Source organism: Caulobacter sp. SRI_008, assembly GCF_057586355.1.
Window position 1 is genome coordinate 105639 of the sequence record NZ_JBYCZS010000010.1, and the last position, 26236, is coordinate 131874.

The 26236-nt window shown below is 69.3% G+C and carries 25 protein-coding genes; 16 read left to right on the forward strand and 9 right to left on the reverse strand.

The window, feature by feature from the left end; genetic code table 11:
• Positions 1-9 precede the first annotated feature (9 nt).
• Both AC2YHT_RS11005 and AC2YHT_RS11010 read right to left on the reverse strand, forming a co-directional pair.
• Positions 10-762, reverse strand: coding sequence for an ABC transporter ATP-binding protein (locus AC2YHT_RS11005; RefSeq protein WP_487289709.1), 753 nt, complete (start codon positions 760-762; stop codon positions 10-12).
• Positions 759-1946, reverse strand: coding sequence for an ABC transporter permease (locus AC2YHT_RS11010; RefSeq protein WP_487289710.1), 1188 nt, complete (start codon positions 1944-1946; stop codon positions 759-761). The genes AC2YHT_RS11005 and AC2YHT_RS11010 overlap by 4 nt, the downstream gene beginning before the upstream one ends.
• A 260-nt stretch (positions 1947-2206) precedes the next feature.
• On the opposite strand from AC2YHT_RS11010, the gene AC2YHT_RS11015 reads away from it, so the two are divergent.
• From AC2YHT_RS11015 to dxs, 11 genes are all read left to right on the forward strand, one after another.
• Entirely contained in the window at positions 2207-4279 is a 2073-nt protein-coding gene (locus tag AC2YHT_RS11015; RefSeq protein WP_487289711.1) for a S46 family peptidase, read from the forward strand.
• A 387-nt stretch (positions 4280-4666) separates the two neighbouring features.
• Positions 4667-5596, forward strand: coding sequence for an EF-hand domain-containing protein (locus AC2YHT_RS11020; protein ID WP_487289713.1), 930 nt, complete (start codon positions 4667-4669; stop codon positions 5594-5596).
• A 289-nt stretch (positions 5597-5885) separates the two neighbouring features.
• On the forward strand, positions 5886-7169 hold the full coding sequence (locus tag AC2YHT_RS11025) for a NupC/NupG family nucleoside CNT transporter (RefSeq protein WP_110120624.1): 1284 nt from the start codon (positions 5886-5888) through the stop codon (positions 7167-7169).
• A gap of 62 nt (positions 7170-7231) precedes the next feature.
• Positions 7232-7849 carry a glutathione S-transferase family protein gene (locus AC2YHT_RS11030; protein WP_487289714.1) on the forward strand — a complete coding sequence of 206 codons (618 nt, stop codon included), beginning with the start codon at positions 7232-7234 and terminating at the stop codon, positions 7847-7849.
• A gap of 108 nt (positions 7850-7957) precedes the next feature.
• Positions 7958-8380, forward strand: a complete 423-nt coding sequence (locus tag AC2YHT_RS11035) for a hypothetical protein (RefSeq protein ID WP_487289715.1) — start codon at positions 7958-7960, stop codon at positions 8378-8380.
• A gap of 58 nt (positions 8381-8438) precedes the next feature.
• A complete protein-coding gene (locus AC2YHT_RS11040; protein WP_487289716.1) occupies positions 8439-9359 on the forward strand; it encodes a histone deacetylase family protein in 921 nt (306 codons plus the stop codon).
• A 43-nt stretch (positions 9360-9402) separates the two neighbouring features.
• Positions 9403-10023 (forward strand): phosphoglycerate mutase family protein, encoded by a 621-nt coding sequence (locus tag AC2YHT_RS11045; RefSeq protein ID WP_110120629.1) that lies wholly within the window; start codon positions 9403-9405, stop codon positions 10021-10023.
• Positions 10024-10088: 65 nt separating this feature from the next.
• Complete coding sequence (locus tag AC2YHT_RS11050) at positions 10089-10343, forward strand: exodeoxyribonuclease VII small subunit (protein ID WP_109099095.1); 255 nt, start codon at positions 10089-10091, stop codon at positions 10341-10343.
• Complete coding sequence (locus AC2YHT_RS11055; RefSeq protein WP_110120630.1) at positions 10343-10705, forward strand: tRNA-binding protein; 363 nt, start codon at positions 10343-10345, stop codon at positions 10703-10705. The genes AC2YHT_RS11050 and AC2YHT_RS11055 overlap by 1 nt, the downstream gene beginning before the upstream one ends.
• Positions 10702-11586, forward strand: coding sequence for a polyprenyl synthetase family protein (locus AC2YHT_RS11060; RefSeq protein ID WP_110120631.1), 885 nt, complete (start codon positions 10702-10704; stop codon positions 11584-11586). The genes AC2YHT_RS11055 and AC2YHT_RS11060 overlap by 4 nt, the downstream gene beginning before the upstream one ends.
• A gap of 17 nt (positions 11587-11603) precedes the next feature.
• Positions 11604-13523 carry a 1-deoxy-D-xylulose-5-phosphate synthase gene (dxs, locus tag AC2YHT_RS11065; RefSeq protein ID WP_487289718.1) on the forward strand — a complete coding sequence of 640 codons (1920 nt, stop codon included), beginning with the start codon at positions 11604-11606 and terminating at the stop codon, positions 13521-13523.
• A gap of 222 nt (positions 13524-13745) precedes the next feature.
• On the opposite strand, the gene AC2YHT_RS11070 is transcribed toward dxs, so the two are convergent.
• From AC2YHT_RS11070 to flgF, 5 genes are all read right to left on the reverse strand, one after another.
• Positions 13746-14207, reverse strand: a complete 462-nt coding sequence (locus AC2YHT_RS11070; protein WP_487289719.1) for a hypothetical protein — start codon at positions 14205-14207, stop codon at positions 13746-13748.
• A gap of 139 nt (positions 14208-14346) precedes the next feature.
• Complete coding sequence (flgH, locus tag AC2YHT_RS11075; protein WP_487289797.1) at positions 14347-15075, reverse strand: flagellar basal body L-ring protein FlgH; 729 nt, start codon at positions 15073-15075, stop codon at positions 14347-14349.
• Between the two features lie 18 nt (positions 15076-15093).
• Entirely contained in the window at positions 15094-15852 is a 759-nt protein-coding gene (flgA, locus tag AC2YHT_RS11080) for a flagellar basal body P-ring formation chaperone FlgA (protein ID WP_487289721.1), read from the reverse strand.
• A 4-nt stretch (positions 15853-15856) separates the two neighbouring features.
• Entirely contained in the window at positions 15857-16645 is a 789-nt protein-coding gene (gene flgG, locus AC2YHT_RS11085; protein WP_110120637.1) for a flagellar basal-body rod protein FlgG, read from the reverse strand.
• Between the two features lie 14 nt (positions 16646-16659).
• Positions 16660-17397: a flagellar basal-body rod protein FlgF gene (flgF, locus tag AC2YHT_RS11090; protein WP_110120638.1), complete on the reverse strand. Its 738-nt coding sequence runs from the start codon at positions 17395-17397 to the stop codon at positions 16660-16662.
• A 222-nt stretch (positions 17398-17619) separates the two neighbouring features.
• On the opposite strand from flgF, the gene fliL reads away from it, so the two are divergent.
• Genes fliL through AC2YHT_RS11115 form a run of 5 tightly spaced genes read left to right on the forward strand, consistent with a single transcriptional unit; the run spans position 17620 to position 23758 of the window.
• Positions 17620-18252 (forward strand): flagellar basal body-associated protein FliL, encoded by a 633-nt coding sequence (gene fliL, locus AC2YHT_RS11095; RefSeq protein WP_110120639.1) that lies wholly within the window; start codon positions 17620-17622, stop codon positions 18250-18252.
• A 28-nt stretch (positions 18253-18280) separates the two neighbouring features.
• A complete protein-coding gene (gene fliM / locus AC2YHT_RS11100) occupies positions 18281-19432 on the forward strand; it encodes a flagellar motor switch protein FliM (protein WP_487289722.1) in 1152 nt (383 codons plus the stop codon).
• Entirely contained in the window at positions 19429-20064 is a 636-nt protein-coding gene (locus tag AC2YHT_RS11105) for a DUF6468 domain-containing protein (protein ID WP_487289724.1), read from the forward strand. Before fliM ends, AC2YHT_RS11105 begins: the two co-directional genes overlap by 4 nt.
• The gene (locus AC2YHT_RS11110; RefSeq protein WP_487289726.1) at positions 20061-20864 is read left to right on the forward strand and encodes a MotE family protein; all 804 of its coding nucleotides are present in this window, start codon (positions 20061-20063) and stop codon (positions 20862-20864) included. Before AC2YHT_RS11105 ends, AC2YHT_RS11110 begins: the two co-directional genes overlap by 4 nt.
• A 20-nt stretch (positions 20865-20884) precedes the next feature.
• Positions 20885-23758 carry a tetratricopeptide repeat protein gene (locus AC2YHT_RS11115; RefSeq protein WP_487289728.1) on the forward strand — a complete coding sequence of 958 codons (2874 nt, stop codon included), beginning with the start codon at positions 20885-20887 and terminating at the stop codon, positions 23756-23758.
• Positions 23759-23875: 117 nt separating this feature from the next.
• Here the strand turns inward: AC2YHT_RS11115 and pcaDC are convergent, their stop codons facing one another.
• Together pcaDC and pcaB are read right to left on the reverse strand one after the other, a co-directional pair.
• Positions 23876-25054 carry a bifunctional 3-oxoadipate enol-lactonase/4-carboxymuconolactone decarboxylase PcaDC gene (pcaDC, locus tag AC2YHT_RS11120; RefSeq protein WP_487289729.1) on the reverse strand — a complete coding sequence of 393 codons (1179 nt, stop codon included), beginning with the start codon at positions 25052-25054 and terminating at the stop codon, positions 23876-23878.
• Positions 25054-26205, reverse strand: coding sequence for a 3-carboxy-cis,cis-muconate cycloisomerase (gene pcaB / locus AC2YHT_RS11125; protein WP_487289731.1), 1152 nt, complete (start codon positions 26203-26205; stop codon positions 25054-25056). The genes pcaDC and pcaB overlap by 1 nt, the downstream gene beginning before the upstream one ends.
• Positions 26206-26236 lie beyond the last annotated feature (31 nt).

Here is a 26236-nt window from a genome sequence, read left to right on the forward strand (position 1 = left end):
CCCGGGAAATCAGTGGCTGAGCGGCGCGGGATCGGCGTCCGGCGTGCGGCGCACGTCGTCCAGGATCCGGCCGTCTTCGATGTGGATGACGCGGTCGGCATAGGCCTCGAGCCGCGGGTCGTGAGTCACGCAGACCACCGCCGCGCCGCGCTCGGTGGCGGCGGCGCGCAGCAGCTTGATCACCGTCTCGCCGCTCTTGCCGTCGAGGGCGGAGGTCGGTTCGTCGGCGAAGATCAGGTTGGGGTTCTTGGCGAGCGCCCGGGCGATGGCCACGCGCTGCTTCTCGCCGCCCGACAGTTCCGACGGGCGCTGGTTGACCCGGGGGCCAAGCCCCACGGACTCCAGCGCCGCCTGGGCGCGGCGGGCGGCCTCGCCGGGGCCGACGTCCTGGTACTTCAGCACCGTCATCACCTGCTGCTTGGCGGTGAGGGCGGGGAAGAGGTTGAAGCCCTGGAAGATGAAGCCGCAGTGATCCAGGCGGAAGCGGTCGATGCGGCCGGGCGGCAGCGCCCACAGGTCGTCGGCCTCCAGCGCCGAGACGTGGCCTTCGTCGGGCTTGAGCAGGCCTGAGAGCGCCGCCACCAGGGTGGATTTGCCCGAGCCCGAGGGGCCCATGACCATGGTCACGTCGCCGTGGCGGGCGTTGAAGTCGACCCCCTTGAGCACCTCGATGAAGGTGCGGCCGGTCTTGAACCGCTTGACCAGGCCCTTGGCGGCCAGGGCGGTCTCGCCGCGCTTGTGGGCGTTGTTGTTTCCGCTCATCGCAGCAGGTCCGCGGGTTGGCTGTTCTTGAGGACGCCGAGCGACAGGAAGCCCGACAGCATGGCGATGACGACGAGGAAGACGGCGACGACCGCGACCAGCACCGGCGGGAAGTACATCGGCACGCCGCCGGCGACGGCCAGCAGGCTGACCAGCCAGGTCAGCAGGCCCGCGGCGAACACGCCGACGATCCCGACCCAGAAGGACAGCTCCATGACGATGTTGCGCAGGTCGCCCATGGAGACGCCCAGGGCCCGCAGGGAGGCGAACTCCTTGATGTTGGCCATGATCGCCCCGCGCAGGGTCTGCCAGGTGATGGCCACGCCGATCAGCAGGCCCAGGAACGCCGAGAAGCCCAGCATGATGCCGATGATCTGGTCCTCCAGCATGGCCCCGGAATTGGCGTCGGCCAGTTCCTGGCGGGTCCAGGCGCGGAACTTGCCGTCAGCCTTCTTGTTGAGCTGGGCGGCGACGACCTCGGCGTGGGCCGGGTCGCGGATCTGCACCATCAGCGGGCCGACGCGCTGGCCGGTGTCGGCCTCGCCCAGCATCCGCAGGGTGTCGCGCGACATCACCAGGGTGGGCTGGATGATGTTGGGATAGCCGGTGGTGACCACGCCGATGGTGATGGTCTTGCCGTTGTAGAGAGCTTTGTCGCCCTTCTTGACGCCCAGGCGCTTGAGCGCGGTCTGGTCGACGGCCACGGCATAGGGGCGGCGCAGGGCCTCGATCATCGAACTGGTGTAGTCGGTCGGCACGGTCACGTAGCCGGGGATGGCGTCGATGACGGTGACGTTGACGAATTCGGTCTTGCGGCCGTTGCCGCCCTTTTCGCCGCGCTTGGCGCGGGCCTCGGCCTTGGCCGTCTCCTCGGGCGACAGGATGTTCTGGAAGCGGCCGCCCGAACCGTCGAGCGGGGCGACCTGGATCACCTCGGGGTGGCTGTAGACCAGCGGGATCATCCGACGGGGCAGGCCCGAGGGGCCGCCGAACAGCGCCTTGGCGCCGGGGCCCAGCACCATGATGTCGGCGCGGGCGCGGTCGATCTGGGCGGTGAAGCCCTTGCCGATGCCGACGAACATGCCGACCTGCGCCAGCACCAGCAGGCCCGAGAAGGCCAGGGCGACGACGGCCGCCATGTATCGACGCCACTCGTACAGCAACGTGGCCAAGGCCAACGACATTACGGACTGCTCCCCCAATTCACGGTTGTAGGAGAACAGCGGGATCGCCGTGCGGCCAAGTTAAATCGGGGTAAGCTAAATCCCTTCGACGAAACGCCGTGCGTGAGCACGTTTGTTGCGTCGGCGCGCCGACCTCTGAAACAGGGCTGGCGGCGATGGTTCGGCTTGGCTATGAACTGTTACATTGTACGCCGGTATCGGCATCGGCGACGCCCAGGTAATCATCCGCGTCAGGGACACGCGTTAGGCAAGGACGCCTCATGAAGATTTCGACTCTGGCCGCCTCGGCCCTGGTGCTCTCGTTCGCGGCCGCCGGCGCCGCCCAGGCCGACGAGGGGATGTGGACCTTCGACAACTTCCCTTCGGCCAAGGTCAAGCAGACCTACGGCGTCGACATCGACCAGAAGTGGCTCGACACCGTGCGCGCCTCGGCCGTGCGCCTGACCACCGGCTGCTCGGCCTCGGTGGTGTCGGGGCAGGGCCTCGTCCTGACCAACAACCACTGCGTGGCCGACTGTTCGCAGTCGCTGTCGAGCGAGGGCAAGGACTACGTCAAGGACGGCTTCCTGACCGGCGCGCGCGAGGAAGAACTGAAGTGCGCGGGCATGCAGGCCGAGGTGCTGCTGTCGATCGTCGACGTCACCGACCAGGTGAAGGCCGCGGGCGCGGGCAAGACCGGCCAGGACTTCGTCAAGGCGCGTGACGCGGCCTTCGCCACCGCCGAGCTGGCCGCCTGCGGCCAGGACAAGACCCTGCGCTGCCAGACCATCAGCTTCTACCGGGGCGGCCAGTACAAGGTGTACAAGTACCGCCGCTACGCAGACGTGCGCCTGGTGTTCGCGCCGGAATACGCCACGGCCTTTTTCGGCGGCGATCCGGACAACTTCAACTTCCCGCGCTTCAACCTCGATAGCGCCTTCCTGCGCCTGTACGAGGACGGCAAGCCGGCGGTGACCCCCAGCCACCTGACCTGGCGCGCCACCGCCCCGGTCGAGGGCGAGCCGACCTTCGTGGCCGGCAATCCGGGCACCACCCAGCGCCAGCTGACCGTCTCGCAGCTGGAGACCAACCGCGACCTGATCATCCCGGTCGGCCAGCTGCAGCGCTCGGAGATGCGCGGCCGCCTGATCCAGTTCGGCGAGCGGAGCGAAGAGAACAAGCGCATCGCCAACCAGCCGCTGGCCGGGGTGGAGAACAGCTTCAAGGTCTTCTTCGGCCAACAGTTCGTGCTGAGCGACAAGAAGTTCATGGACGCCAAGCGCGCCGCCGAGACGGACCTGAAGACCAAGGTCGCCGCCGATCCCAAGCTGTCGGCCGAGATCGGCGACCCGTGGGGCGAGATCGACAAGGCGCAGGTCGCGCTCGCCGACCAGTTCGTGACCATGCGCCAGCTGGAGACCTCGGCCGGCGGCGGCTCTGACCTCTACGGCTACGCCCGCACGCTGGTGCGCGGCGCCCAGGAGCGCGCCAAGCCCTCGGCCGAGCGCCTGCCGGAATATGCCGACACGCGCCTGCCCTTGGCCGAGAAGCGCCTGCTGGACGTCAAGCCGGTCGATGCGCCGCTGGAGCAGCTCTATCTCGAGCACTGGCTGCTGAAGACCCGCGAGTACCTGACCGCCGACGCGCCGGCGGTGAAGCTGCTGCTGGGCAAGGAAAGCCCCGAGGGGCTGTCGGCCCGCCTGGTCGCCGGCAGCAAGCTGGCCGACCCGGCCGTGCGCAAGGCGCTGTGGGACGGAGGCCTGGCCGCCGTCCAGGCCTCGGACGACCCGATGATCCAGTTCGTGCTGAAGACCGAAGGCGCGGGCCGCGAGGTGCGCAAGACCTACGAGGCCACCGTCACCGCGCCGACCGACGCGGCGGCCGAGCGCATCGCCAAGGCCCGCTTCGCGGTGCTGGGCGACAGCGTCTATCCGGACGCGACGTTCTCCCTGCGCCTGTCGTACGGCAAGGTCGCCGGCTGGACCCATCGCGGCCGCACGATCACGCCGTTCACCGACTTCGCCGGCTTCTACGACCGCGTCACCGGCGCCGAGCCCTTCGAGGCCGCGCCGCGCTGGATCGCCGCCAAGGACAAGCTGAACCCCAAGACGGTCTACGACTACGTCACCACCAACGACATCATCGGCGGCAACTCTGGCTCGCCGGTGATCGACGCCAAGGGCCGGGTGATCGGGGCCGCCTTCGACGGCAACATCCATTCGCTGGGCGGCGCCTTCGGCTATGACGGGTCGATCAACCGCACCGTGGTGGTCTCGACGGCGGCGATCACCGAGGCCCTGACCAAGGTCTACGGCCGCGACGCGCTGGTGAAGGAACTGGTATCGGGGAAGTAGGTCCCGATCCCTCTCACTTCTACGGAGGTGGGGAGGGGGTCTGAGAAACAGGACGCCGCGACAGCCGACCCGCTGTCGCGGCGTTTTGCGTTCAAAGGGGGCAGGCGCCTCTCCCGTAAAATCCCCGCGAAAGCGGGGACCCAGGCTTTATTCTGAAACGCGCGGCGCTCGACGATAAAACACCTGGGTCCCCGCTTTCGCGGGGATTTTACGGATGGGGGTGGTCCCCTTTTGACGGTCATTGATCCCCACCTTCTCAAATCCACATTTCATCGCTGCAACACACTGAAATGTGGAATGTTTTTCGCTGGTGTCGGAGCGCGCCCGGGGCAAGGGCGCGCGTTTCTCGCGCTTCGTGCGCGTCCACCGGCACCAGGAGAAATCGCCTTGAGCGTTTCCAGCCTGAGCAGTTCTTCGATCATGCAGCAGCTGCTGCAGTCGATGCGCAGCTCCTCAACGACGTCCGCGGCCAGCGCGACGTCCTCGTCCAGCGGCTCGTCCGCTGGGCAAGAAATGCAGGTCGGCAGCGGTTCACCCCCGCCGCCGCCCGCCATGAGCTCGCAAGGCTCCAGCGGCGAAAGTTTCAGCTCCGAAACCCTCGGCTCGCTGCTTTCCATGCAGGAAGGCGGCACGAGCCAGATGGGGGGAATGGGCGGCGGTCAGGGGATCTTCGAGTCCCTCGACACCGACGCCGACGGAACCCTGTCGAGCGACGAGCTGACCACGGCCCTGAGCAGCGCCCTGGGCGAGTCGGACGACGTGTCGTCGGCCGTCGAGAGCCTGATCTCGGACGGCGACAGCGACGGCGACGGCACGCTGTCGGGCGACGAGTTCGCGGCCCTGGCCCAGGCTTCGGGCGGCGCGGGTCCGATGGGCGGTCCGCCGCCCGGACCTCCGCCGAGCGAGAGCGCGGGCGGTGGTGAAGGCGGCGGCGGTGGTGGCGGCGCCGGCGGCGCAGCCGCGGCCAGCCAGGTGTTCGACGCCCTCGACACCAACCAGGACGGCACCGTCTCGGCTGCTGAACTGGCCGCGGCCGACACCGACAGCAGCGATGCGGCTTCGGCCGCCTCCAGCCTGATCTCGGCGGCCGACAGCGACGGCGACGGCAGCCTGTCGAGCACGGAATTCTCCAGCCTGCTGGATCCGAGCTCCGACAGCGCTTCCAGCGTGATGGACACCCTGTCCAGCTCGAACCTGGCGTCGGAGATGATGCAGAAGCTGCTTCAGCAGCTGGCCGATGCGATGACCACCAGCACCGCCAGCGACGACAGCTCCAGCAGCTCGACCTCGACCCAGTCGGTGAACATCGCCGCCTGATCGGACTGAAAGCCCTCCCCCTCGATGGGGGAGGGTTGGGTGGGGGTGGTCCTGCGTTGACCGGCTATCCGGCCGGCGCCGTGTCACCCCCATCCCCGGCCCTTCCCCCATCCGCCAACGGGAAGGGGGCTATGACTTGATATTGACGCCAGTCGCCCGCCCGAGAGGCGCCGGCGCCCGCGACGCCAAAGGTTAAGCAAGCCGCTTGCGCCGGACGCGCTTGTGTTGGACAAACTGGCCCCTTGGTCGGCGTCGCGGGGGCGTCGCTACATAATTCAAGGTTCTGCCGTTGCTTTTCCGTCCTGAGAACGTCCAGGCCCTCGCCGGCCTGGCGCTCACCCTGGGCCTCTGCTGGCTCGTCTCCGAAAACCGCAAGCGCTTCCCGTGGGTGCTGGCCGTCGGCGCCCTGATCATCCAGGTCGGCCTGGTGGTGCTCCTGTTCGGCCTGCCTCAGGCCCAGCAGATGCTGCGCGGCGTCAACGGCGCGGTCGAGGGCCTCGGCGCCTCCACCCAGGCCGGCACGGCCTTCGTGTTCGGCTTCCTGGCCGGCGGCGACCAGCCCTATCCGGTCAGCAACCCGGGCGCGGGCTTCATCTTCGCCTTCCGCGTGATGCCGGTGATCCTGGTGGTCTGCGCCCTGTCGGCGCTGCTGTGGCACTGGAAGATCCTGAAGTGGGCCGCCCAAGGCTTCGGCTTCGTGTTCCAGAAGACCCTGGGCCTGCGCGGCCCGCCGGCCCTGGCCACCGCCGCCACCATCTTCATGGGCCAGATCGAAGGCCCGATCTTCATCCGCGCCTATCTCGACAAGCTGAGCCGCTCGGAGCTCTTCATGCTGATCACGGTCGGCATGGCCTGCGTCAGCGGCTCGACCATGGTGGCCTACGCCACCATCCTGGCCGACGTGCTGCCCAACGCCGCGGCCCACGTGCTGACCGCCTCGATCATCTCGGCCCCGGCCGGCGTGCTGCTGGCCCGCATCGTCGTGCCGTCGGACCCGCTGGAAAAGGGCGGCGACCTTGATCTGGCCACCGAGGACAAGACCTACGGCAGCTCGATCGACGCCGTGATGAAGGGCACCACCGACGGCCTGCAGATCGCGCTGAACGTCGGCGCGACCCTGATCGTGTTCGTGGCCCTGGCCACCATGCTCGACAAGTTCCTGGCCATGTTGCCGGCCATCGGCGGCCAGCCGCTGAGCCTGACGCGCGGCCTGGGCGTGGTGTTCTCGCCGCTGGCCTGGTCGATGGGCATCCCCTGGAAGGAAGCCGGCGCCGCCGGCGGCCTGCTGGGCACCAAGCTGATCCTCACCGAGTTCACCGCCTTCATCCAGATGGCCAAGACCGGCGCGGCGACGCTCGACGAGCGCTCGCGGATGATCATGACCTATGCGCTGTGCGGCTTCGCCAACATCGGCTCGGTCGGCATGAACGTCGCCGGCTTCTCGGTGCTGGTGCCCCAGCGCCGCCAGGAAGTGCTGAGCCTGGTGTGGAAGGCCATGCTGGCCGGTTTCCTGGCCACCTGCCTGACCGGCTCGCTGATCGGCCTGATGCCGCGGGCGCTGTTCGGGCTGTAAGGCTCTTTCCTTCCGCTGCGAAAACGAACGATCCTCCCGGCCAAAACCGGGAGGATTTTTCGTTGAAGCTCTATGACAGCCGTCGCGCGCCCAATCCGCGCCGGGTGCGGTGGTTCATGGCCGAGAAGGGGATCGAGGACGTCGAGATCGTCGAGGTCGACATCTTCTCCGGCCAGCACCGCACGCCCGACTATATGGCCAGGGCCGGCCTGCCCAACGTGCCCGCGCTGGAGATGGACGACGGGACCACGATCACCGAGTCGGTGGCCATCTGCCGCTATCTGGAGAGCGTCTATCCCGAGCCGAACCTGTTCGGCGCCGATCCGCGCGAGACGGCGATCATCGAGATGTGGGCGCGGCGGGCCGAGATGCTGGTGGCCACGCCCCTGATGCTGACCGTGCGCCACAGCCATCCGGCCCTGGCGGCGATCGAGACCCAGGTCCCCGAAGTGGCCGCCAACAACCGCGCCGCCGCCGAGAAGGGGATCAAGGTGCTGGACCGCCGCCTGGCCGACAGCCCGTTCATCGCCGGCGACCGGGTGACCATCGCCGACATCCTGGCGGTCACGGGCATCGACTTCGCGCGGATGGCGCGGTTCCGGCCGGATCCGGCGCTGGTGCATGTGAAGCGCTGGCTGGACGAGATGAACGCCCGCCCTGCGGCGAAGGCGGGGGTTTAGGTAAGGGGGCGAGGCGGAGCCTCCGTAGCCGGCCTTGCCGCCCCAAGTCTTTTCCGCTTGATTGCCCGCCGCCGCGCACGCTCAGCGTGCGGAGTTCGGAAGGTAGTCTTGGACATAGAGTTGCTGAACAGCGTGCCGGGCGGGCGCGAGCTTGCCTCATGGTTCGGCTACGCGCCGAGATTTCATGACGCGGAGGTTCTCGGACTCACGCTTGACCGGATGAGCGAGACTTGTTCGCTCCGGGTCCACGGCTTCGAAATGACCAGCGATGTCGACGCGGCAGGCTTCTATGTCTGTTCAAAACATGTGGTCGTCACGTTCCTGGTCGGCGACCTGACGACCCTGGAGCTCTATGATTTCAATCATCAGAACGCCTTGATGGGACTGTCCATCACGCGCGGTTCGGAAGGCGAGTTCCGGCTAGAATTGGATCCGGCGTACGGGCTTTCGGGCGTCATCGAGGGCCGAACCCTTGAGATCGCCCTCGAGCCCGGCATCCCGGCGGGCAGCCAACATCTGAAGCTTGGTTGACGCTACGTCGCTCCGGCCGCGCTTGGCTCCCGCGCCTCATCCAGCATAACCTCGTTCCATGGCCGTCTCGCTGTTCACCCATGCCGACATGCTCGACCACCGGCCGGGGCCTGGCCACGTGGAGAGCCCGGCGCGTCTCAAGGCGGTGATCGATGCGCTGGAGGACGAGGCGGGCCTCGACCTGGAGCCGTTCGAGGCGCCGCTGGTCGATCCGGCTGACCTGCTGCGCATCCATCCGGCCGCCTTCGTCGATTCGATCTTCGCCGCCGCGCCGCACGCGGGGATCCGCGCCCTCGACCCCGACACGGTGATGTCCACGGGCAGCCTGATCGCCGCGCGGCGGGCGGCCGGGGCGGTGGCGGCGGCCGTGCGGCACGTGGCGAGCGGGGAGGGGAGCCGGGCCTTCTGCGCCGTGCGGCCGCCTGGCCATCACGCCGAACCCGGCACGGCCATGGGGTTCTGCGTGTTCTCCAACGTGGCGGTGGCGGCCCGCGTCGCCCAGGCCAGCGGCCTGCAGCGGGTGGCGATCGTCGATTTCGACGTCCATCACGGCAACGGCAGCCAGGCGGCGTTCGAGAACGACCCGACGGTGATGGTGGCCTCGATCCACCAGTCGCCGCTCTATCCCGGCACCGGCGATCCGTCGGAGACCGGGGTCGGCAACATCGTCAACGCCACGGTCGCGCCCGGCGCGGCCCGCGAATCCTGGCGCAAGGCGTTCGACGGGCTGATGGCGCGGGTCGACGCCTTCGCCCCCGACCTCGTGCTGGTCTCGGCCGGTTTCGACGCCCACCTACGTGATCCCTTGGCGCAGCAAAGCCTTGAGGCCGAAGACTTCGCCTGGGCGACGCGGGCCATCGTCGCCGTCGCGAACCGTCGATCCAGAGGGCGTATTGTCTCCTCGCTCGAGGGCGGGTACGACCTCGAAGCGCTGGGCCGTTCGGCCCAGGCGCATGTTCGAGCGCTTCAGGAAGGATAGGGACCCGGCGCCGCGCCCCGCGCGAGCCGGACCGTCGAGGAAAATGGCCGACGCACCGACCGCCGACCAGACCGCCTCGCCCGTGGTCCGCCCACCCGGGGCGATCGTCCTGGCGCGCCACGGCGAGCCCGCCTTGTCGCGCAAGATCCATTTCAGCGCCCAGGCCTATGGCGACTGGTGGGCGCTGTACGAGGAGGGCGGCCTGCTGGCCGGCCAGACCCCGCCGGACTGCCTGCTCGACATCGCCCGCAAGGCCGACGTCATCATCTCCTCGACCCGCCGCCGCTCGATCGAGACCGCCCAGGCCATCGCCGGCGGCCGCGATTTCCCGCGCGACCCGATGTTCATCGAGGCGCCGCTGCCGCCGCCGCCCTGGCCCAGCTGGATCAAGCTGTCGCCCAAGAAGTGGGGCTTCTTCTCGCGTTTCTGGTGGTGGTTCTTCGATCACCACATGGGCCAGGAAAGCCGCAAGCAGGCCGAGGTTCGCGCCGATGCGGCCGCCGACGCCCTGATCGCCCTGTCGCAGGACGGCAGGAACGTGCTGCTGGTCGCCCACGGCTTCTTCAACACCATGATCGGCGTGGCGCTGCAGAAGCGCGGCCTCAAGAAGACGCTCGACCAGGGCTTCCAATACTGGTGCGTCAAGCGTTTCGAGCGCTCCTGAAGCCTCACAGCCGTTGCCCGCACGCGCCTGCCCAACTAGGGTGCCTGCTTCTCCCCGGAGTAGAAATGACCGACGCCGCTTCCCCCGCGCATGATCTCTCGGCCCTGAGCTTCGAGCAGGCCCTGGCCGAGCTGGAGAAGATCGTGTCCGAGCTGGAATCGGGCCAGGCGCCGCTGGAGCGGTCGATCGACATCTACGAGCGCGGCGCGGCCCTGAAGGCCCACTGCGAGAAGAAGCTGGAAGCCGCGCGCCTGAAGGTCGAGAAGATCGTGCTCGGCCAGGGCGGCGCCGCGGGCGTCGAGCCGGCCGAGTTCTCCTGATGGGTCAGGCCGCCGCGAAGATCTCGCCGACGATCGCGTTCGAGGATTTCGAGCGCGTGGACATCCGCGTCGGCACGATCACGCAGGCGCAGGCCTTTCCCGAGGCCCGCAAGCCGTCCTACAAGCTGACGATCGACTTCGGGCCCGCGATCGGCGTCAAGCGTTCGTCGGCCCAGGTGACCCGCCACTACGCGATCGACCAGCTGGTCGGACGCCGCGTGGCGGCGGTGGTGAACTTCAAGCCGCGCCAGATCGGCCCGTTCATGTCGGAGGTCCTTTGCCTGGGCTTTCCCGACGACGAGGGCGAAGTCGTCCTCGTGACGGTGGATCGCGCGGCGCCGAACGGGGGAAAGCTGTTTTGAGCGACCTTGGCAAGCGCATCGCCCAGGCGGCCGACATCGTCACCGTGGCGCTCGACGAGCTGCTGCCGCGCGCCGACGGGCCCGAAAGCCGGCTGACCGAGGCCATGCGCTATGCGGCGCTGGGTCCGGGCAAGCGCCTGCGGCCGTTCTTCGCGCTGGAAACCGGCAAGATGTTCGACCTGCCCGAGCGGCCGGTGCTGCGGGCGGCCTGCGCGCTGGAATGCATCCACGCCTACAGCCTGGTGCACGACGACCTGCCGGCCATGGACGACGACGATATGCGTCGCGGCCGTCCGACCGTGCACGTACAATATGACGAGGCCACCGCGATCCTGGCGGGCGACGCCCTGCAGACGGCGGCCTTCGAGATCATGGCCCACCCCGACACCCACGACGACGGCCATGTCCGCTCGGAGCTGGTGCGCAAGCTGGCCATCGCCTCGGGCGCGCGCGGCATGTGCGGCGGCCAGATGATCGACCTCCTGGGCGTTCGCGACGACCTGGGCGCGGTGGCGCGCATGCAGCGCCTGAAGACCGGCGCCCTGATCGCCTTCGCCTTCGAGATCCCGCTGATCATCGGCCGGGCCAAGGAAGCCGAGCGCGCGGCCCTGATGGGCTTCGCCCAGGACCTGGGTCTGGCCTACCAGATTGTCGACGACATTCTCGACGCCGAGGGCGACGTCGCCTTGCTGGGCAAGGCCGCGGGCGGCAAGGACGCGGTCAAGGGCAAGGCCAACTACGTCACCCTTCTGGGCCTCGAAGCCGCCAAGGAACGCGTGGAGCTTCTGGCCGCGCAGACCAAGGCCCATCTCGATATCTTTGGCGACAGGGCCGATCATCTGCGCGACAGCGTTGATTTCGTGCTGGACCGCCGCAACTGACCGCGCTTTCTACGAACATGCCGACGCAAACGCCTCTTCTCGACTCGATCACCTCGCCCGCCGACACGCGGGGTCTGTCGGTCGCCGAACTCAAGCAGCTGGCGCAGGAGGTCCGGGCCGAGACGATCGACGCCGTCTCCGCGACCGGCGGTCACCTGGGCGCGGGCCTGGGCGTGGTCGAACTGACCGTGGCCCTGCACCACGTCTACGAGACGCCCAAGGACATCCTGATCTGGGACGTCGGCCACCAGGCCTATCCGCACAAGATCCTCACCGGCCGCCGCGACCGCATCAAGACGCTGCGCCAGGGCGGGGGCCTGTCGGGCTTCACCAAACGGGCCGAGAGCCAGTACGACCCGTTCGGCGCGGCCCACGCGGCCACCTCGATCTCGGCGGCGCTGGGCTTTTGCGCGGCGCGCGACGCGAAAGGCGAGGACAACGCCGTCGTGGCCGTGATCGGCGACGGCTCGCTGGGCGCGGGCATGGCCTATGAGGCGATGAACGCCGCCACCGACGCCACGCGCCAACTGACCGTCATCCTCAACGACAACGACATGTCTATCGCCCCGCCGGTAGGCGGGATGAGCGCCTATCTGGCCAACCTCGTCTCGGGCGGCGCCTATCGCAAGGCGCGCAAGCTGGGCAAGACGGTGGTGGAAAAGCTGCCGACCCCGATCCGCGACGCGGCCCGCAAGGCCGAGGAATACGCCCGCGGCATGGTCACCGGCGGCACCTTCTTCGAGGAGCTGGGCTTCCACTATGTCGGCCCGATCGACGGCCACGACATGGACGCCCTGGTCTCGGTGCTGAAGAACGCCCGCGAATTCAAGGAAAAGCCGGTCCTCGTCCACGTCGTCACCCAGAAGGGCAAGGGCTACGCCCCGGCCGAGGGCGCGGCCGACAAGCTGCACGCCGTGGCCAAGTTCGACGTCGTCACCGGCCAGCAGCAGAAGGCGGCCGCCGGCCCGCCCAGCTACACCAAGGTGTTCGCCCAGGAACTGGTCAAACAGGCGGCCAAGGACGACAAGATCGTCGCCATCACCGCCGCCATGCCCTCGGGCACGGGCCTCGACATCTTCGAAAAGGCCTTCCCGACCCGCACCTTCGACGTCGGCATCGCCGAGCAGCACGCGGTGACCTTCGCCGCGGGCCTTGCCGCCGACGGCATGAAGCCGTTCGCGGCGATCTATTCGACCTTCCTGCAGCGCGGCTACGACCAAGTGGTCCACGACGTGGCGATCCAGCGCCTGCCGGTGCGCTTCGCCATGGACCGCGCGGGCCTGGTGGGCGCCGACGGCCCCACGCACGCCGGTTCGTTCGACATCGGCTTCATGGGCGCTCTGCCCGGCATGGTGCTGATGGCCGCCGCCGACGAGCTGGAACTGGCCCGCATGGTCGCCACCGCCGTCGAGATCGACGACCGCCCCAGCGCCTTCCGCTATCCGCGTGGCGAGGGCGTGGGCCTGGAGCTGCCGGCCGGTCCGGCCGAGCCCCTGGAGATCGGCAAGGGCCGCATCGTCCGCGAAGGCACCAGCGTCGCCATCGTCTCGTTCGGCACGCGCCTGTCGGAAAGCCTGAAGGCGGCCGACCTGCTGGCCGCGCGCGGTCTTTCGGCCACCGTCTGCGACGCCCGCTTCGCCAAGCCGCTGGACCTTGACCTGCTGCTGCGCCTGGCGCGCGAGCACGAGGCCATCGTCACGGTGGAGGAGGGGGCCATGGGCGGCTTCGGCGCCTTCGTGCTGCAGGCCCTGGCCCAGCACGGCGCGCTCGATCGCGGCCTGAAGATCCGCACGCTGGGTCTGCCGGACGTGTTCCAGGACCAGGACAAGCCCGACGTCATGTACGCCGAGGCCGGTCTCGACGCCGAAGGCATCCTGCACGGGGCGCTGTCGGCGCTGGGCATGGACAATGTCAGCGCCGCGGGGCGGCGGGCGTAGCCGCTCTCAGCGTCGAATGCTGAAGATAGAACGCCGCGACGGGCCTCCGTCGCGGTGTTTTCTCATTTAGGCCTAAACTTCCCGCCTCCCTCGCCCTTGTGGCGAGGGCCCATGCCGACGACTTCTCAGATCGTTGCCGGCCTGGATAGGTTTGAGCGGCTGAACGATGGACCCTCGCCACAAGGGCGAGGGAGGCGGAAAAAAGAGCGGGACTGTCTGGCGCTAAGCCCCGCAGGCCTCGAAGAAAGCCTTCACGCGGCCGCGCTCGTCGCTGCTGGCGGAGATGCTGTGGCGCTGGCCGGCGTTAAGGATTGCAAGATCGCCCGTGCGGCGAAAATTGCCTAGCGCGGGGTCGCGCGGGGGCGTCCGGGCCAGCAGGAAGGGCCCGGTTCCGCCGTCGTCGGCGGCTTTCGCGGCCAGGCGCGACGTCTGGTCGCGGCTGGCGAGCGCTATGGCGCCGCCCGTGATCCCGCCGGCCGAGACCTCTACCGGCCCGCCCGCCGTCGGACAGGCCAGCATCAGCAGCACCTCGTCGCTGGAGGGGCGGCCGTAGGCCAGCTTGGGACCTTCGCCGGGCTCGTTGAGATAGGCCCAGGCATAGGCGGAATTTGCCGCCCGCTCGTGCGCGCAGCCGGCCAGCCCGAGGGCGGTCAGCAGGGCGGCGGCGATCAGGCGGAACGACATGGCGGTGGATCTCCTTCGTCAGGAGAACGCTTCGCCGCCTAGGCGGTTTCTGCCGATCCCACCCGACCACCCTGCGGCGGTCGAGCGGGAGAGGCTTGTACGGAAGGGCCGGACCTGTCCGGAACGGCCCTTCAGGTCATCAGAAGGGCGAGAACTTCTCGACCAGGGCCTGGCCGGCCGGGGTCTTCTGCACGCGGCTGATGTCGCCGCGGCCGCCGTAGTTGATGCGGGCTTCGGCGATCTGGGTGTGCTTGATCGTGTTGGCCGAGGAGATGTCTTCCGGACGCACGATGCCGGCCACCGTCAGCTGGCGCAGTTCGTTGTTGGTCTTCACCTCCTGGGTGCCCTGGATGACCATGTTGCCGTTGGGCATGACCTGAGAGACGACCGCGGCGATGGTCAGGCTGATCTTTTCCGAACGGCTGACGCTGCCGGCGCCGGCGTTGGAGAAGCCCGAGTTGCTGTTGACGGCGTTCGACGGGTCGAAGCCGCCCGGCAGAATCTTGCCCAGGCTCGACTCCAGGCCGAAGAAGTTGCTGAGGCCCGCCGTGCCCGTCGAGGTGCGCGAGGACTTGCTGGTGTTGGAGGTGCTGACGCTGTCGTCGATCTCGATCAGCACGGTGACGATGTCGCCGACGCGGCTGGCGCGCTGGTCGTTGAAGAAGGCGCGGGCGCCGACCCGCCACAGCGAGTTGGCCGAGGCGGCCTGCGGGGCCGGTTCGCGGGTCGAGACGTAGCTGGGGGTCATCGGGGCCAGCGAGGCGGGATAGCCGACCGGGGCCAGCTCGGGGCCCTTCACGGCCTCCTTGACGCTGGAGCAGGCGGCGATCGGGGCGAGCAGGGCGAGGGCGACGAAGGCGGGACGCATGGACATCTCTGTGCTCTCTTAGCGGGCGGCGTAACGCGCGGAATTGCGGGGAGCCTTCAGGGCTTGCGCCTGAGGGCCGACGACGGCCGAACCGGGGCCGGAGGCCACCGCTTCGATGATCTTCTTGCTGGCGGTGTTCTGGATGCTGAGGGTCTCGCCCACAGCCGCACCGGTCACGGCCTTGCCTTGCAAGGTGAGGGCCACGCCGTCGTAATCGTAGGTGACTGCGACAACATCGCCCTTGGCGATGACCTGGGCGGCGGAAACGTCGCGCAGGGCGGCGGCCGCGCCTTGGCGCAGCGGGCGTTTGGCGCTCATGCCGATCATGGCGTCGGCGTCGCGGGGAGCATCCATGGGCGCGGCGGCGACCTTGATCCACACCAGGTCGGCGGGCTGCACGACCTCGCCGGCGGCGAGGCTGCGGGCATAGGCAAGAACCTCCACGTTGCCGCGCTGGACGCCGGCGGCGCCGGCCAGCTGGCCGCCGTTCTCGACGCCCTGGCGGACGATGACGCGGCGCAGGCCCTGGGGATTGGCCCAGTCGAGGCCGTTGCGGCGGGCGGTCATCTGCAGCTGGGCGGCGTCGAGCACGACGCTGGGGCCGGCGCGGCGGGCGACCACGACGCCGCCGGCCGAGCCGGCGCCCTCGAACAGTTCGCCCAGGGTGACGACGCCGTCGGCGTCGGTGGTGTCGTTGCGCAGGTCGACCGGCTGGCCGGCGAAGGCGGCCGGGGCGGCGATCAGCAGGGCGGCGGCGGCGAGGAGCAGGCTTTTCATGAGCTTACGACCTCAGGTTCGAGGTGGCCTGGAGCATCTGGTCGGCCGTGGTGATGACCTTGGAGTTCATCTCGTAGGCGCGCTGGGCGACGATCAGGGAGGTGATTTCGCTGACCGCGTCGACGTTCGAGGCTTCGGTGTAGTTCTGCAGCAGGGTGCCGAAGCCGGTGGAGCCGGGGGCGGCGACGTTGGCCGCGCCCGAGGCGCCGGTCTCCAGATAGAGGTTGTCGCCGATGGCCTCGAGGCCGCCTTCGTTCATGAAGTTGGCCAGCTCGATCTGGCCCACGGTCTGCGGGTCGGCCTGGCCGTCCAGCGTGACCTGCACCAGGCCCGTCTTGCCGATGGTGATGGCCGTGGCGTTCTCCGGGATCGTGATCCCGGGCTGCACCGTGTAGCCGTCCTCGGTGACGATCTGGCCCTGGTCGTTGGTCGAGAAGTTGCCGGCGCGGGTGTAGGCCGTCTCGCCCGAGGGCATCAGGATCTGCAGGTAGCCCTTGCCCTGGATGGCCACGTCCAGCTGGTTGTTGGTGGCCGTCGGGGTGCCTTGCTCGGTGATGCGGTAGACCGAGCCGGCCTTGACGCCGCCGCCGATCTGAATGCCGGTCGGGACCACGTTGCCGTCGCTCGACGACTGGGCGCCGGCGCGCTCGATCGTCTGGTACAGCAGGTCCTGGAACTCGGCCCGTTGGCGCTTGTAGCCAATGGTGTTCATGTTGGCGATGTTGTTCGAGATGACCTCGACGTTCAGCTGCTGTGCAGCCATGCCGGTCGTGGCGGTGCGGAGCGCTTGCATCTGTCGTTAATCCCTTACTGGACCTTGCCCATACGCTCGACGGCGGAGCGCGAGAGTTCGGCGGTTTGGTCCATCATCTTGGCGATGCTCTCGTAGGCGCGGCTGACCTCGATGAGCTTGGTGATCTGCTGGACGGGCTGGACGTTCGACCCCTCCAGCATCCCTTGGTGAATGACCGCGTCGGTGGCCGACTGCGGGGTCTCGTTTCCGGCGTTGCGATAGAGGTTGTCGCCCTGCTTGCGCAGCGAGGAGAGGTCGGAGAAGCGGGCGACGCCGATCTTGCCGACCCGGGCCGCGCCCTGGCTGACGATGCCGTCGCGGCCGATGGTGACGGCGCCCAGCTGCGGGTCGAGGGTGATCTGGCCGCCGCCGTCATCGAGCACCGGGGCGCCCTGCTGGGTGGTCAGCACGCCTTCGGGGTTGGTCGTGAAGCGGCCGTCGCGGGTGTAGCGCTCGCCCTCGGCGGTCTGGACCTTGAAGAACCCCTGGTTCTCGAGGGCCAGGTCGAGGCTGCCGCCCGTCTGGTTGAGGGCGCCGGGCTTGAAATCGCGGACGACACCGTCGTCCATCACGAACTTGATCGGCGCGGGGCCGCCAGCGGTGCGCGCGGGCTTGGCCGCTTCGGTGCGGACCATCAGGTCCTCGACCTTGAAGCCGGTGGTGTTGGCGTTGGCGATGTTGTTCGCGACGATGTCCAGCTCACGACGGAGCGTCATCTGCCGCGAAAGGCCCACATACAGCGCGTTGTCCATGACGATTAACTCGCAGTTTGGCGCGACAAATGCGCCGAAACCCTACAAGCAATCCTCGTGCCAACTCGAAAAGCGTAATGAAATCAGCGAAGAGGGTGGTTAACGGCGACGCTTTGAGGGGATGCGCCGGGCAGATTCAGCCTGCGACCAAATGGCCGTCAAAAGAGATCGTTAACCATGCTCGCGCACAAGTAGGACCCATAGTTTTCAAGGAACTCGCGCGTGGCCAAGAAACCGCCCAAGGAAGCTCCCGCCCCGGAAGGCGAAGAGGGCGCCGTCGAGGGTGAAGCTTCCGCCAAGAAGAAGCCGCCGATCATTCTGATCGCCGGGGCCGCCGGCGCGCTCGTGCTGCTGATCGGCGGCGGGACCACGGCCTTCCTGCTGATGAAGCCCAAGCCGGCCGCCGAGGGCGAAGCCGCGGCCGGCGAGCATGGCGAGAAGAAGGAAAAGAAAAAGGAAGAGAAGAAGGAAGGCGGCCACGGCGAGGGCGGCGAAGGCGCCAAGGCCGACGGCGGCGCCGGCGCGCCGGTCATCAAGGAAGGCCCCGACGGCGTGGTGTTCTACACCCTGCCCGACATCGTGGTGAACATGCAGTCGGCCGACGGCAAGTCGACCTTCCTGAAGCTGAAGCTGACCTTCGAGCTGCCCGACCAGGAGACTGCCGACGAACTGACGCCGAACCTGCCGCGCCTGACCGACATGTTCCAGACCTTCCTGCGCGAGCTGCGTCCCGAGGACCTCGCCGGCAGCCAGGGCAGCTACCAGCTGCGCTCCGAACTGCTGCGCCGGGTGAACCTGGTGGCCGCCCCTTCGAAAGTGAACGCCGTCCTGATCGAGGAGATGCTGATCAACTAGTCCCCCGGGCTGGCTGAAGCGAACCATCATGGCAGACGAGATCGACGATCAGGCCGCAATGGCCCAGTGGGCCGCGGAGAACCCTCCGGGGACCTTCGACGCCGCTGGCGGCGGCGAGATGAACAGCTTCGGCGACTTCAGCGGCGGCATGGCCGGCATGAGTGGCTGGGACGACGGCGGCGGCGACGGCATGGGCGCCGAGCGCATCCTGAACCAGGACGAGATCGACAGCCTGCTGGGCTTCGACCTGTCCGGCGACGGCTCCGACGACCGCACCGGCATCCGCGCGATCATCAACTCGGCGCTGGTTTCGTACGAGCGTCTGCCGATGCTGGAAATCGTCTTCGACCGCCTGGTGCGGTTGATGACGACGTCCCTGCGCAACTTCACCTCCGACAATGTCGAGGTCAGCCTCGACAACATCAGCTCGATCCGTTTCGGCGACTATCTGAACTCGATCCCGCTGCCGGCCATCCTGGCGGTGTTCCGGGCCGAGGAACTGGACAACTACGGCCTGCTGACGGTCGACTCCAACCTGATCTACTCGATCGTCGACGTGCTGCTGGGCGGCCGTCGCGGCACCGCGGCCATGCGCATCGAGGGCCGTCCCTACACGACCATCGAACGCGTGCTGGTGCAGCGGATGGTCGAGGTGGTGCTGAACGACGCCAAGGCCGCCTTCGAGCCCCTGCATCCGGTGGCCTTCACCCTGGATCGCCTGGAGACCAACCCGCGCTTCGCCGCCATCGCCCGGCCAGCCAACGCGGCGATCCTGGTGAAGCTGCGCATCGACATGGAAGACCGCGGCGGCCGTATCGAACTGCTGCTGCCCTACGCCACGCTGGAACCCATCCGGAAGATGCTGCTGCAGCAGTTCATGGGTGAGAAGTTCGGCCGCGACAACATCTGGGAAGGCCACTTGGCCACCGAACTCTGGACCACCCAGATGGAGGTGCGCGCCGTGCTCGACGAGCAGCAGCTGCCGCTTTCCAAGGTGCTGAACCTGCAGGTCGGCGATACGTTGATGCTGAACGCCACGCCCGACAGTCTGGTGGAGTTGCGGGCGGGGTCGATTCCGCTTACGCGCGGCCGGATGGGCCGTCGTAACCATTCCATCGCCATTCGGGCCGACGCCCCGCTGACGCCCGCGGCGAAGAAGGCGGTTCAGAAGCTGAAATGAGCCTGGTCGCGGTCGCCCTGCAGGTCTTTCTGGCGGTGCTCCTGATGGTGGCGCTGGTCTTCGGCTGGCGCCTGGAGCGCAAGCTGAAGGCGCTGCGCGACGCCCAGGACGGTTTCGCCAAGGCCGTGGCCGATCTCGACAACGCCGCCCAGCGCGCCGAGCAGGGTCTGGCCGACCTGCGCGCGGCCACCGACGAGGCCTCCGAATACCTGGCCGACCGCATCGAGAAGGCCAAGGCCTTGGCCGCCCAGCTGGACGACCGCATGACCCGCGCGGCTTCGGCGCCTCGGATCGAGACGCGCGAACCCCGCCAAGACTTGGGCCAGCGGCCGGCCCGCGAACCGCGTGATTTCGTCGCGTCGCAGGCCCCCGAGCCGCAGCCCGCGCCGAGCCCCGCCGGCGGTCGCCGCCTGAGCGCGCAGGACTTCGAAGCCATGCTGGAGCGCGAAGCTCGCGCCCGCACGAACGGCCCTGCGACCTCGCGTCCCGCGACGCCTTCGAATTCCTCGCTTAATCCGCCTGTTAATCCCTCGCGGGAAACGCCCCGTTCACGGGCGCGGGTAGATGATGACCTGTTCGACGGCCCCGACCCCTCGTCGCGGCCCGGATCGCCTTTCAGAGACCGTCGATGAAGAACGTTCCTCGCATCCTGCCGATCGTCGGCGTCGCCGTCGTCGGCGTCCTGGCCGTCAACGCCCTGGCCGGCGCCAAGTCGATGCCCGACCTGCTGGGCGGCGCCAAGGCGTTCGCCGAAGGCGTGGGCAAGACCGACAAGAAGGACGCCAAGGGCGAAGAGGCCGCCTCGGCCGACGGCGCGGGCGCTGACGCCGCCGCCAAGGCTTCGACCGCCGCCCCGCCGCGCATCTGCGCCCCGTCGGCTACCGATCTGGCCAAGGAAGCCGGCCTGTCGCCGGCCGAGCTGCGCGTGCTGCAGAGCCTGGGCCAGCGCCGCGGGCAGCTGGACCAGCGCGAGCAGGACATCGACGTGCAGCTGCAGCTGCTGGCCGCCGCCGAGGCCAAGCTCGACGCCAAGATGAAGAACCTCAACGGCATGAAGGGCGAGATCCAGAACCTGCTGGGGCAGGCGGACTCGCAGAAGGCCGCCGAGGTCGACCGCATGGTCAGCGTGTTCTCGGCCATGAAGCCCAAGGACGCGGCCGTCCGCCTGACGCTGCTGGACGACAGCGTGCGCCTGCCGATCGCCGCCAAGATGAAGGAACGCACCCTGGCGATGATCCTGGCCAACATGGCGCCGGGCGACGCCAAGGTGCTGACCGAGCGCCTGGCCACCCGCTTCTCGGGCGACGCCATCGCCAAGGGCAAGGCCGCCGTGGCCGACAACGCCGCCGCGCCGGCTGGCGCGGCCGGTGGTCAGCAGGCCGCCGCGGCTCCGCCGCTGGCCGGCGCCGGCGCGCCGAAGAAAGCCGGCTAGGGAAAGGCCAAGGGGGGCTTATGAACCTGCGGGGGGCGTTGAGGGCGAGCGTCGCGGCGATCTGCATCGCCGGCGTCGTCGCGCCCGCCGTCCAGGCCGCCGGTCCCGCCGCCGCTCAAGCTACCCAGGGCGATCTCGTCGTCCGCGCGGCCCAGGCTCCCGACTTCTCGCGCCTGGAGTTCCGCTGGAGCGGCCGCGCTCCGGCGATGAAGATGCGCCGCGAGGGCCAGCAGGCGATCCTGCGCTTCGGCCGCGACGCCAATCCTAACATCGCCGCCCTGCGCATCGCGCCGCCGCGCTGGATCCGCACGGTCGAGGTCCGCCACGCCGGCGGCGCGCTGGAACTGGTGCTGACCCTGACCGACGACGCCGACCTGCGGGTCGGCCGCGCCGACGGCGTCGATTTCGTCAACGTCTTCGCCAAGCCGCCCCAAGCCGCGACGCCGGGCGCCCCGCCGACGGCCCCGACCCCGGTTCCGCGCGATCCGCGCCGGCCTAACCCCGCCCCCGGCAGCGGCGTGGTGGCGGTGAACTACAGCAAGACCGACGGCCAGACCCAGTTCGTCACCACCTGGGCCGCGCCCGCCGCCGCCGCCGTCTTCAAGCGCGGCGAGGCCGTGTGGGTGGTGTTCGACGCCTCGGTGCGCCTGGAGCTGGGCCGCACGCCGCAGACCGGCCCCAACCACACCAAGATCCAGGTCTTCCGCGGCCCGGACTATTCGGCCCTGCGCATCGTCGCCAAGCCCGGCGTGCCGGTCTATGCCGAAGGGCAGGGGAACGTCTGGACCGTGGCCCTGGGGGCCGGTCTCCAGCCCGAACCCGATCCGATCAAGGTCGCCCGCGACGAGACCGCTTCCCCCGCCAGCCTGTCGGCCAATCTGGCCGGGGCGGGGCGTCCGGTGTGGGTCAATGATCCGGCCGTCGGCGACCGCCTGGCCGTGGTGCCGGCCCTGGCCCCGTCCAAGGGCCTGCCGTCGCGCCGTGAATATGTCGAGATGGCCCTGCTGCCGTCGGCGCAAGGCCTGGCGGTCGAGGCCTTCGCCAGCGACCTGCAGGTGCTGACCGAGGGCGACATCGTCCGCATCGGCCGGCCCAAGGGCCTGGTGCTGTCGCCGGCCTCGGCGTCGAGCGCGGGCGAGGAAGTGATCACCGGCGCGCCGCAGCCGGCGGCCATGCCGGCCGTCGTCGACCTGGAGAACTGGCCCAAGACCGGCTCGGGCGGCTTCATGGCCCGCTACGACGCCTTGCAGGCGGCCATCGCCGCCGTCGATCCGGCCGACCGCCAGGGCGACATCGCCGCCCGCATGGCCCTGGCCCGCTTCCTGGTCGGCTCCAAGCTGTCGTTCGAGGCCATCGGCGTGCTCAACGCCGCCGCCCGCAAGCAGCAGACCCTGCTGGGCGACGCCGAGTTCCGCGGTCTGCGCGGCGCGGCCAAGGCCATGTCCGGACGCTGGGCCGAGGCCGAGGCCGACTTCTCCTCGCCGGTGCTGTCGGACGATCCGTCCAGCGCCCTGTGGCGCGGCTATGTCGCCTACAAGCAGGGCCAGTGGGTGGACGCCCGCAACAAGTTCGCGGCCGGCGCCCAGGCGATGAACCTGTTCCCGAACGTCTGGCAGGCCCGCTTCCTGGGCGCCCAGGCGGAGTCGGCGGTGGCCACCGGCGACGGGATCGGGGCGGAACGCCTGGTCAACCAGGCCCTGAAGCTGCCCAAGGTGCCGATCGTCGACCAGCTGATCCTGCGGCTGACGCTGGCCAAGGCCTTCGAGCTGCAAGGCCGCAAGGACAAGGCGCTGAAGATGTTCCAGGCGATCGGCAAGGCGCCGATCGACCGCATCGCCACGCCGGCCATCCTGCACGCCACCCGCATCAAGCTGGAAAAGAACCAGATCTCGCCGGCCGAGGCCGCCAAGACCCTGGACCAGCTGCGTTTCCGCTGGCGCGGCGACGGCGTCGAGCTGGACGTCGTGCGGGCGCTGGGCAAGCTCTATATCGACCAGGGCCGCTATCGCGAGGCGCTGGAAGTGCTGCGCTCGGCCAACAAGGTGCTGCCCGACCTGCCGCAGGCCGTGGCCTTGCAGAACGACCTCTACGGCGCTTTCCGCACCCTGTTCCTCGACGGCCTAGCCGACGGCATGCAGCCGATCCAGGCGGTGGGCCTGTTCTACGACTACCAGGACCTGACGCCGATCGGGAACGACGGCGACCAGATGGTCCGCAACCTCGTGCGCCGGCTGGTCGACGTCGACCTACTGGACGAGGCCGCCAAGCTCCTGAAGTACCAGGTCGACAACCGCCTGAACGGCGTGCCCAAGGCCCAGGTGGCCACGGACCTGGCCTGGATCTACCTGATGGACCGCAAGCCCGAGGACGCGCTGGCGGCGATCAACAACACCCGCACCACCATCCTGCCGCCGGCCCTCAACAGCGAGCGGCGCCTGGCCACCGCCCGCGCCCTGATGACCCTGGGCCGCTACGACGACGCCCTGGAGGTGATCGAGGGCGACAAGGGCAAGGACGCCCAGGACATCCGCGGCGACATCGCCTGGAAGCAGCGCAACTGGCCGCTGGCCGGCAAGCTGTACGAAGCCGCCCTGGGCGACCGCTTCAAGAACCCGGCGGGCCTGTCGCCCTCGGACGAGGCCAAGCTGATGCGCGCCGCCGTCGCCTTCAGTCTGTCGGACGACGACGCGTCGCTGGGCCGCCTGCGCACGCGCTACACCAACCTGATCGGCACGGCGCGCAATCCCGAAGGCCTGCGCGTGGCGCTGGCCGGGGTCGACAGCGTGGGATCGAGCGCCGACTTCGGCCGGGTGACGGCCGAGAACGAGGTGTTCAACGGCTGGGTCGCGAAGATGAAGGACCGGTTCAGGGCGGCCGCGACGCCGAAGAGCTAGCGCCGGGGAAGGCCCCCTCCGGCCCTCCGGGCCACCTCCCCCAGAGGGGGAGGATCTAGTCCGCGAAGATGCTCCCCCTCTGGGGGAGCTGTCGGCGAAGCCGACTGAGGGGGTCTTCTACAGCCCTAGTTCCGCGATCACGCTGGCCGCTTCGGTGAAGGCCGTGTTCGCCGCCGGCACCCCGGCATAGATCGCCGTCTGCATCAGCACTTCCTTCAGCTCGTCCTGGGTGAAGCCGCCTTGCTCCAGTCCGGCGCGGACGTGGAGGCGGAATTCTTCCCAGCGGGCGAGGGAGGCGCAGATGGCCAGCACCAGCAGGCGGCGGGTCTTGTGGTCGAGGCCCGGGCGGCCCCAGATCTCGTTCCAGGCGTAGCGGGTGATCATCGCCTGATAGTCGGTGGTGAAGGCCGTGCGCTTGGCCAGGGACTTGTCGACCCAGGCGTCGCCCAGCACCTTGCGGCGGTTCTTCAGGCCGGCTTCGAACAGCGTGTCCTTGGCGGCGCGTTCGGCCGGATCGGCGCCGAGGAAGGCGCGCACGGCGCCGGCGAAGGCGGCCGGGGCCTCGATCGAGGGCAGGTGGGCGGCGTCGATCAGGGCGGTGGCCGCGCCGGGGATGGCGGCGGCGATGCGGTCGCCGTGGCCTTCGAAGGGGGTGGAGACGTCCTTGGTCCCGCCGATCACCAGGGTGGGGACGGTGATGGCGGAAATCCGCTCCAGCAGGTCCATGTCGCGGATGGCCGCGCCGCAGGCGGCGTAGCCCTCGGCGCTGGTCGCCAGCAGGCCAGCGCGGACGGTCTCGACCTGTTCGGGATGCAGGCTGCGGAAGTCTTCCGAGAAGAACCGGCCCAGCGCCATCTCGGCGATGGCGGCGAGACCCTGGCTACGGACGGTGTCGATCCGCGCCTGCCAGGCGGCGGCGTCCATGGCGGCCGAGGTGCAGGCCAGGACGAGGCCGGTCAGGCGCGCGGGCGCCTTCAGGGCCAGTTCCATGGCGATCATGCCGCCCAGCGAGGTGCCGACGACAGCGGCTTGCTCGATGCCGGCCGCGTCCATCGCCGCCAGCACGTCGCTTGCGAGCAGATCGAGGCTGTAGTCGCCGGCCGGGGCGTCAGAGGCGCCGTGGCCCCGGGTGTCGAGGCGCAGCAGGCGGAAGTCGGCCAGCAGTAGCGGGGCGGCGGCGTCGTAGAGGCCGATGTCGCAGCCGATCGAGTTCAGCAGCACCAGGGCGGGCTTCTCGGCGCCGCCGTCGAGGCGGAAATAGAGGCGGGCGCCGTCGGCGGCTTGGGCGAAGGCCATCAGCGGTCCTTTTCGAAGTGGGCGAGGGCGCGCAGGGCGATGTTCTCGCTCTCGCCGGTGTCGGTCCCGACGCCGGCGGCGGCGAGGTTGGCGGCCATACGATCCGTGTGGACCTCCAGGCCTTCGATGACCGGGGCCATGACGGCCAGGGCGCCGTGGGCCAGTTGGAAGAGCTCGGCGATCACCGGACCCTCGGCCTGCCAACCGCCCAGGTCGCGCTCGTGCGGCTGGGGCAGGGCGGACACCAGTGTTGCGGCCAGGTGCGGGGCGCGGATGGCGGCGGTCAGGGCCGTCTGGCAGGCGGTGGGGTTGCGCTTGTGGGCCATGGCCGAGGAGCCGCCGCGCCCTTCGACACGCGGCTCGAAGGCCTCGGCCACCTCGCCCTGAGCCATCAGCGACAGGTCACGGGCGATCTTGCCAACGGCGCCGACCAGGATGGCCAGGGCCGAGGCGAGGGCCGCGATCGCTTCGCGGCGGGCGTGCCAGGGGGCGACGGCGGGGGCGAGGTCGAGGATCTCGGCGAGACGGTCGGAGACGGCCAGGGCCTTGCCGTTCATGCCGGCCAGCGAGCCGGTGGCGCCGCCGAGCTGGACCTGCAGGGCGCCGGCGGCCTCGGTCTCGAAGCGGGCCAGCGCCGCATCGACGCCCAGCAGCCATTGCGAGGTCTTCAGGCCGAAGGTGATCGGCAGGGCCGCCTGCAACAGGGTGCGGCCAATCATCGGGGTGGCGGCGTGGGCCTTGGTCAGGGCGGCGAGGCCGGTGGCGAGGCGGCGGGCCTCCTCGACGATCAGCGCCGTCCCGGCCTTGGCCTGGAGGACCAGGGCGGTGTCGGCCAGGTCCTGGCTGGTGGCGCCCTTGTGCACCAGGGCGGCGATGGCCGGGTCGGCGATGCGGCCGCGCAGGTCCTTGACCAGGGGGATGGCCAGGGTGCCGGCGTGGGCGGCGGCCTCGGCCAGAAGCTCGACGTCGGGAAGATCGGCGCAGGCGGCGGCGATGCGGTCCGCCGCGTTCGCATCGATCAACCCGACGTCCGCCTGCGCCCGGGCCAGGCCCGCCTCGAAGCGCAGGGCCGCGCGCAGCAAGGCCTCGTCGCCGAAGATCGCCAGCATGGCGGGCGTCGAGGCCGCGCGATCGCGGATCAGGGATGGCAAATGACGACTCCCGAGAGATCTGGACTAGGAC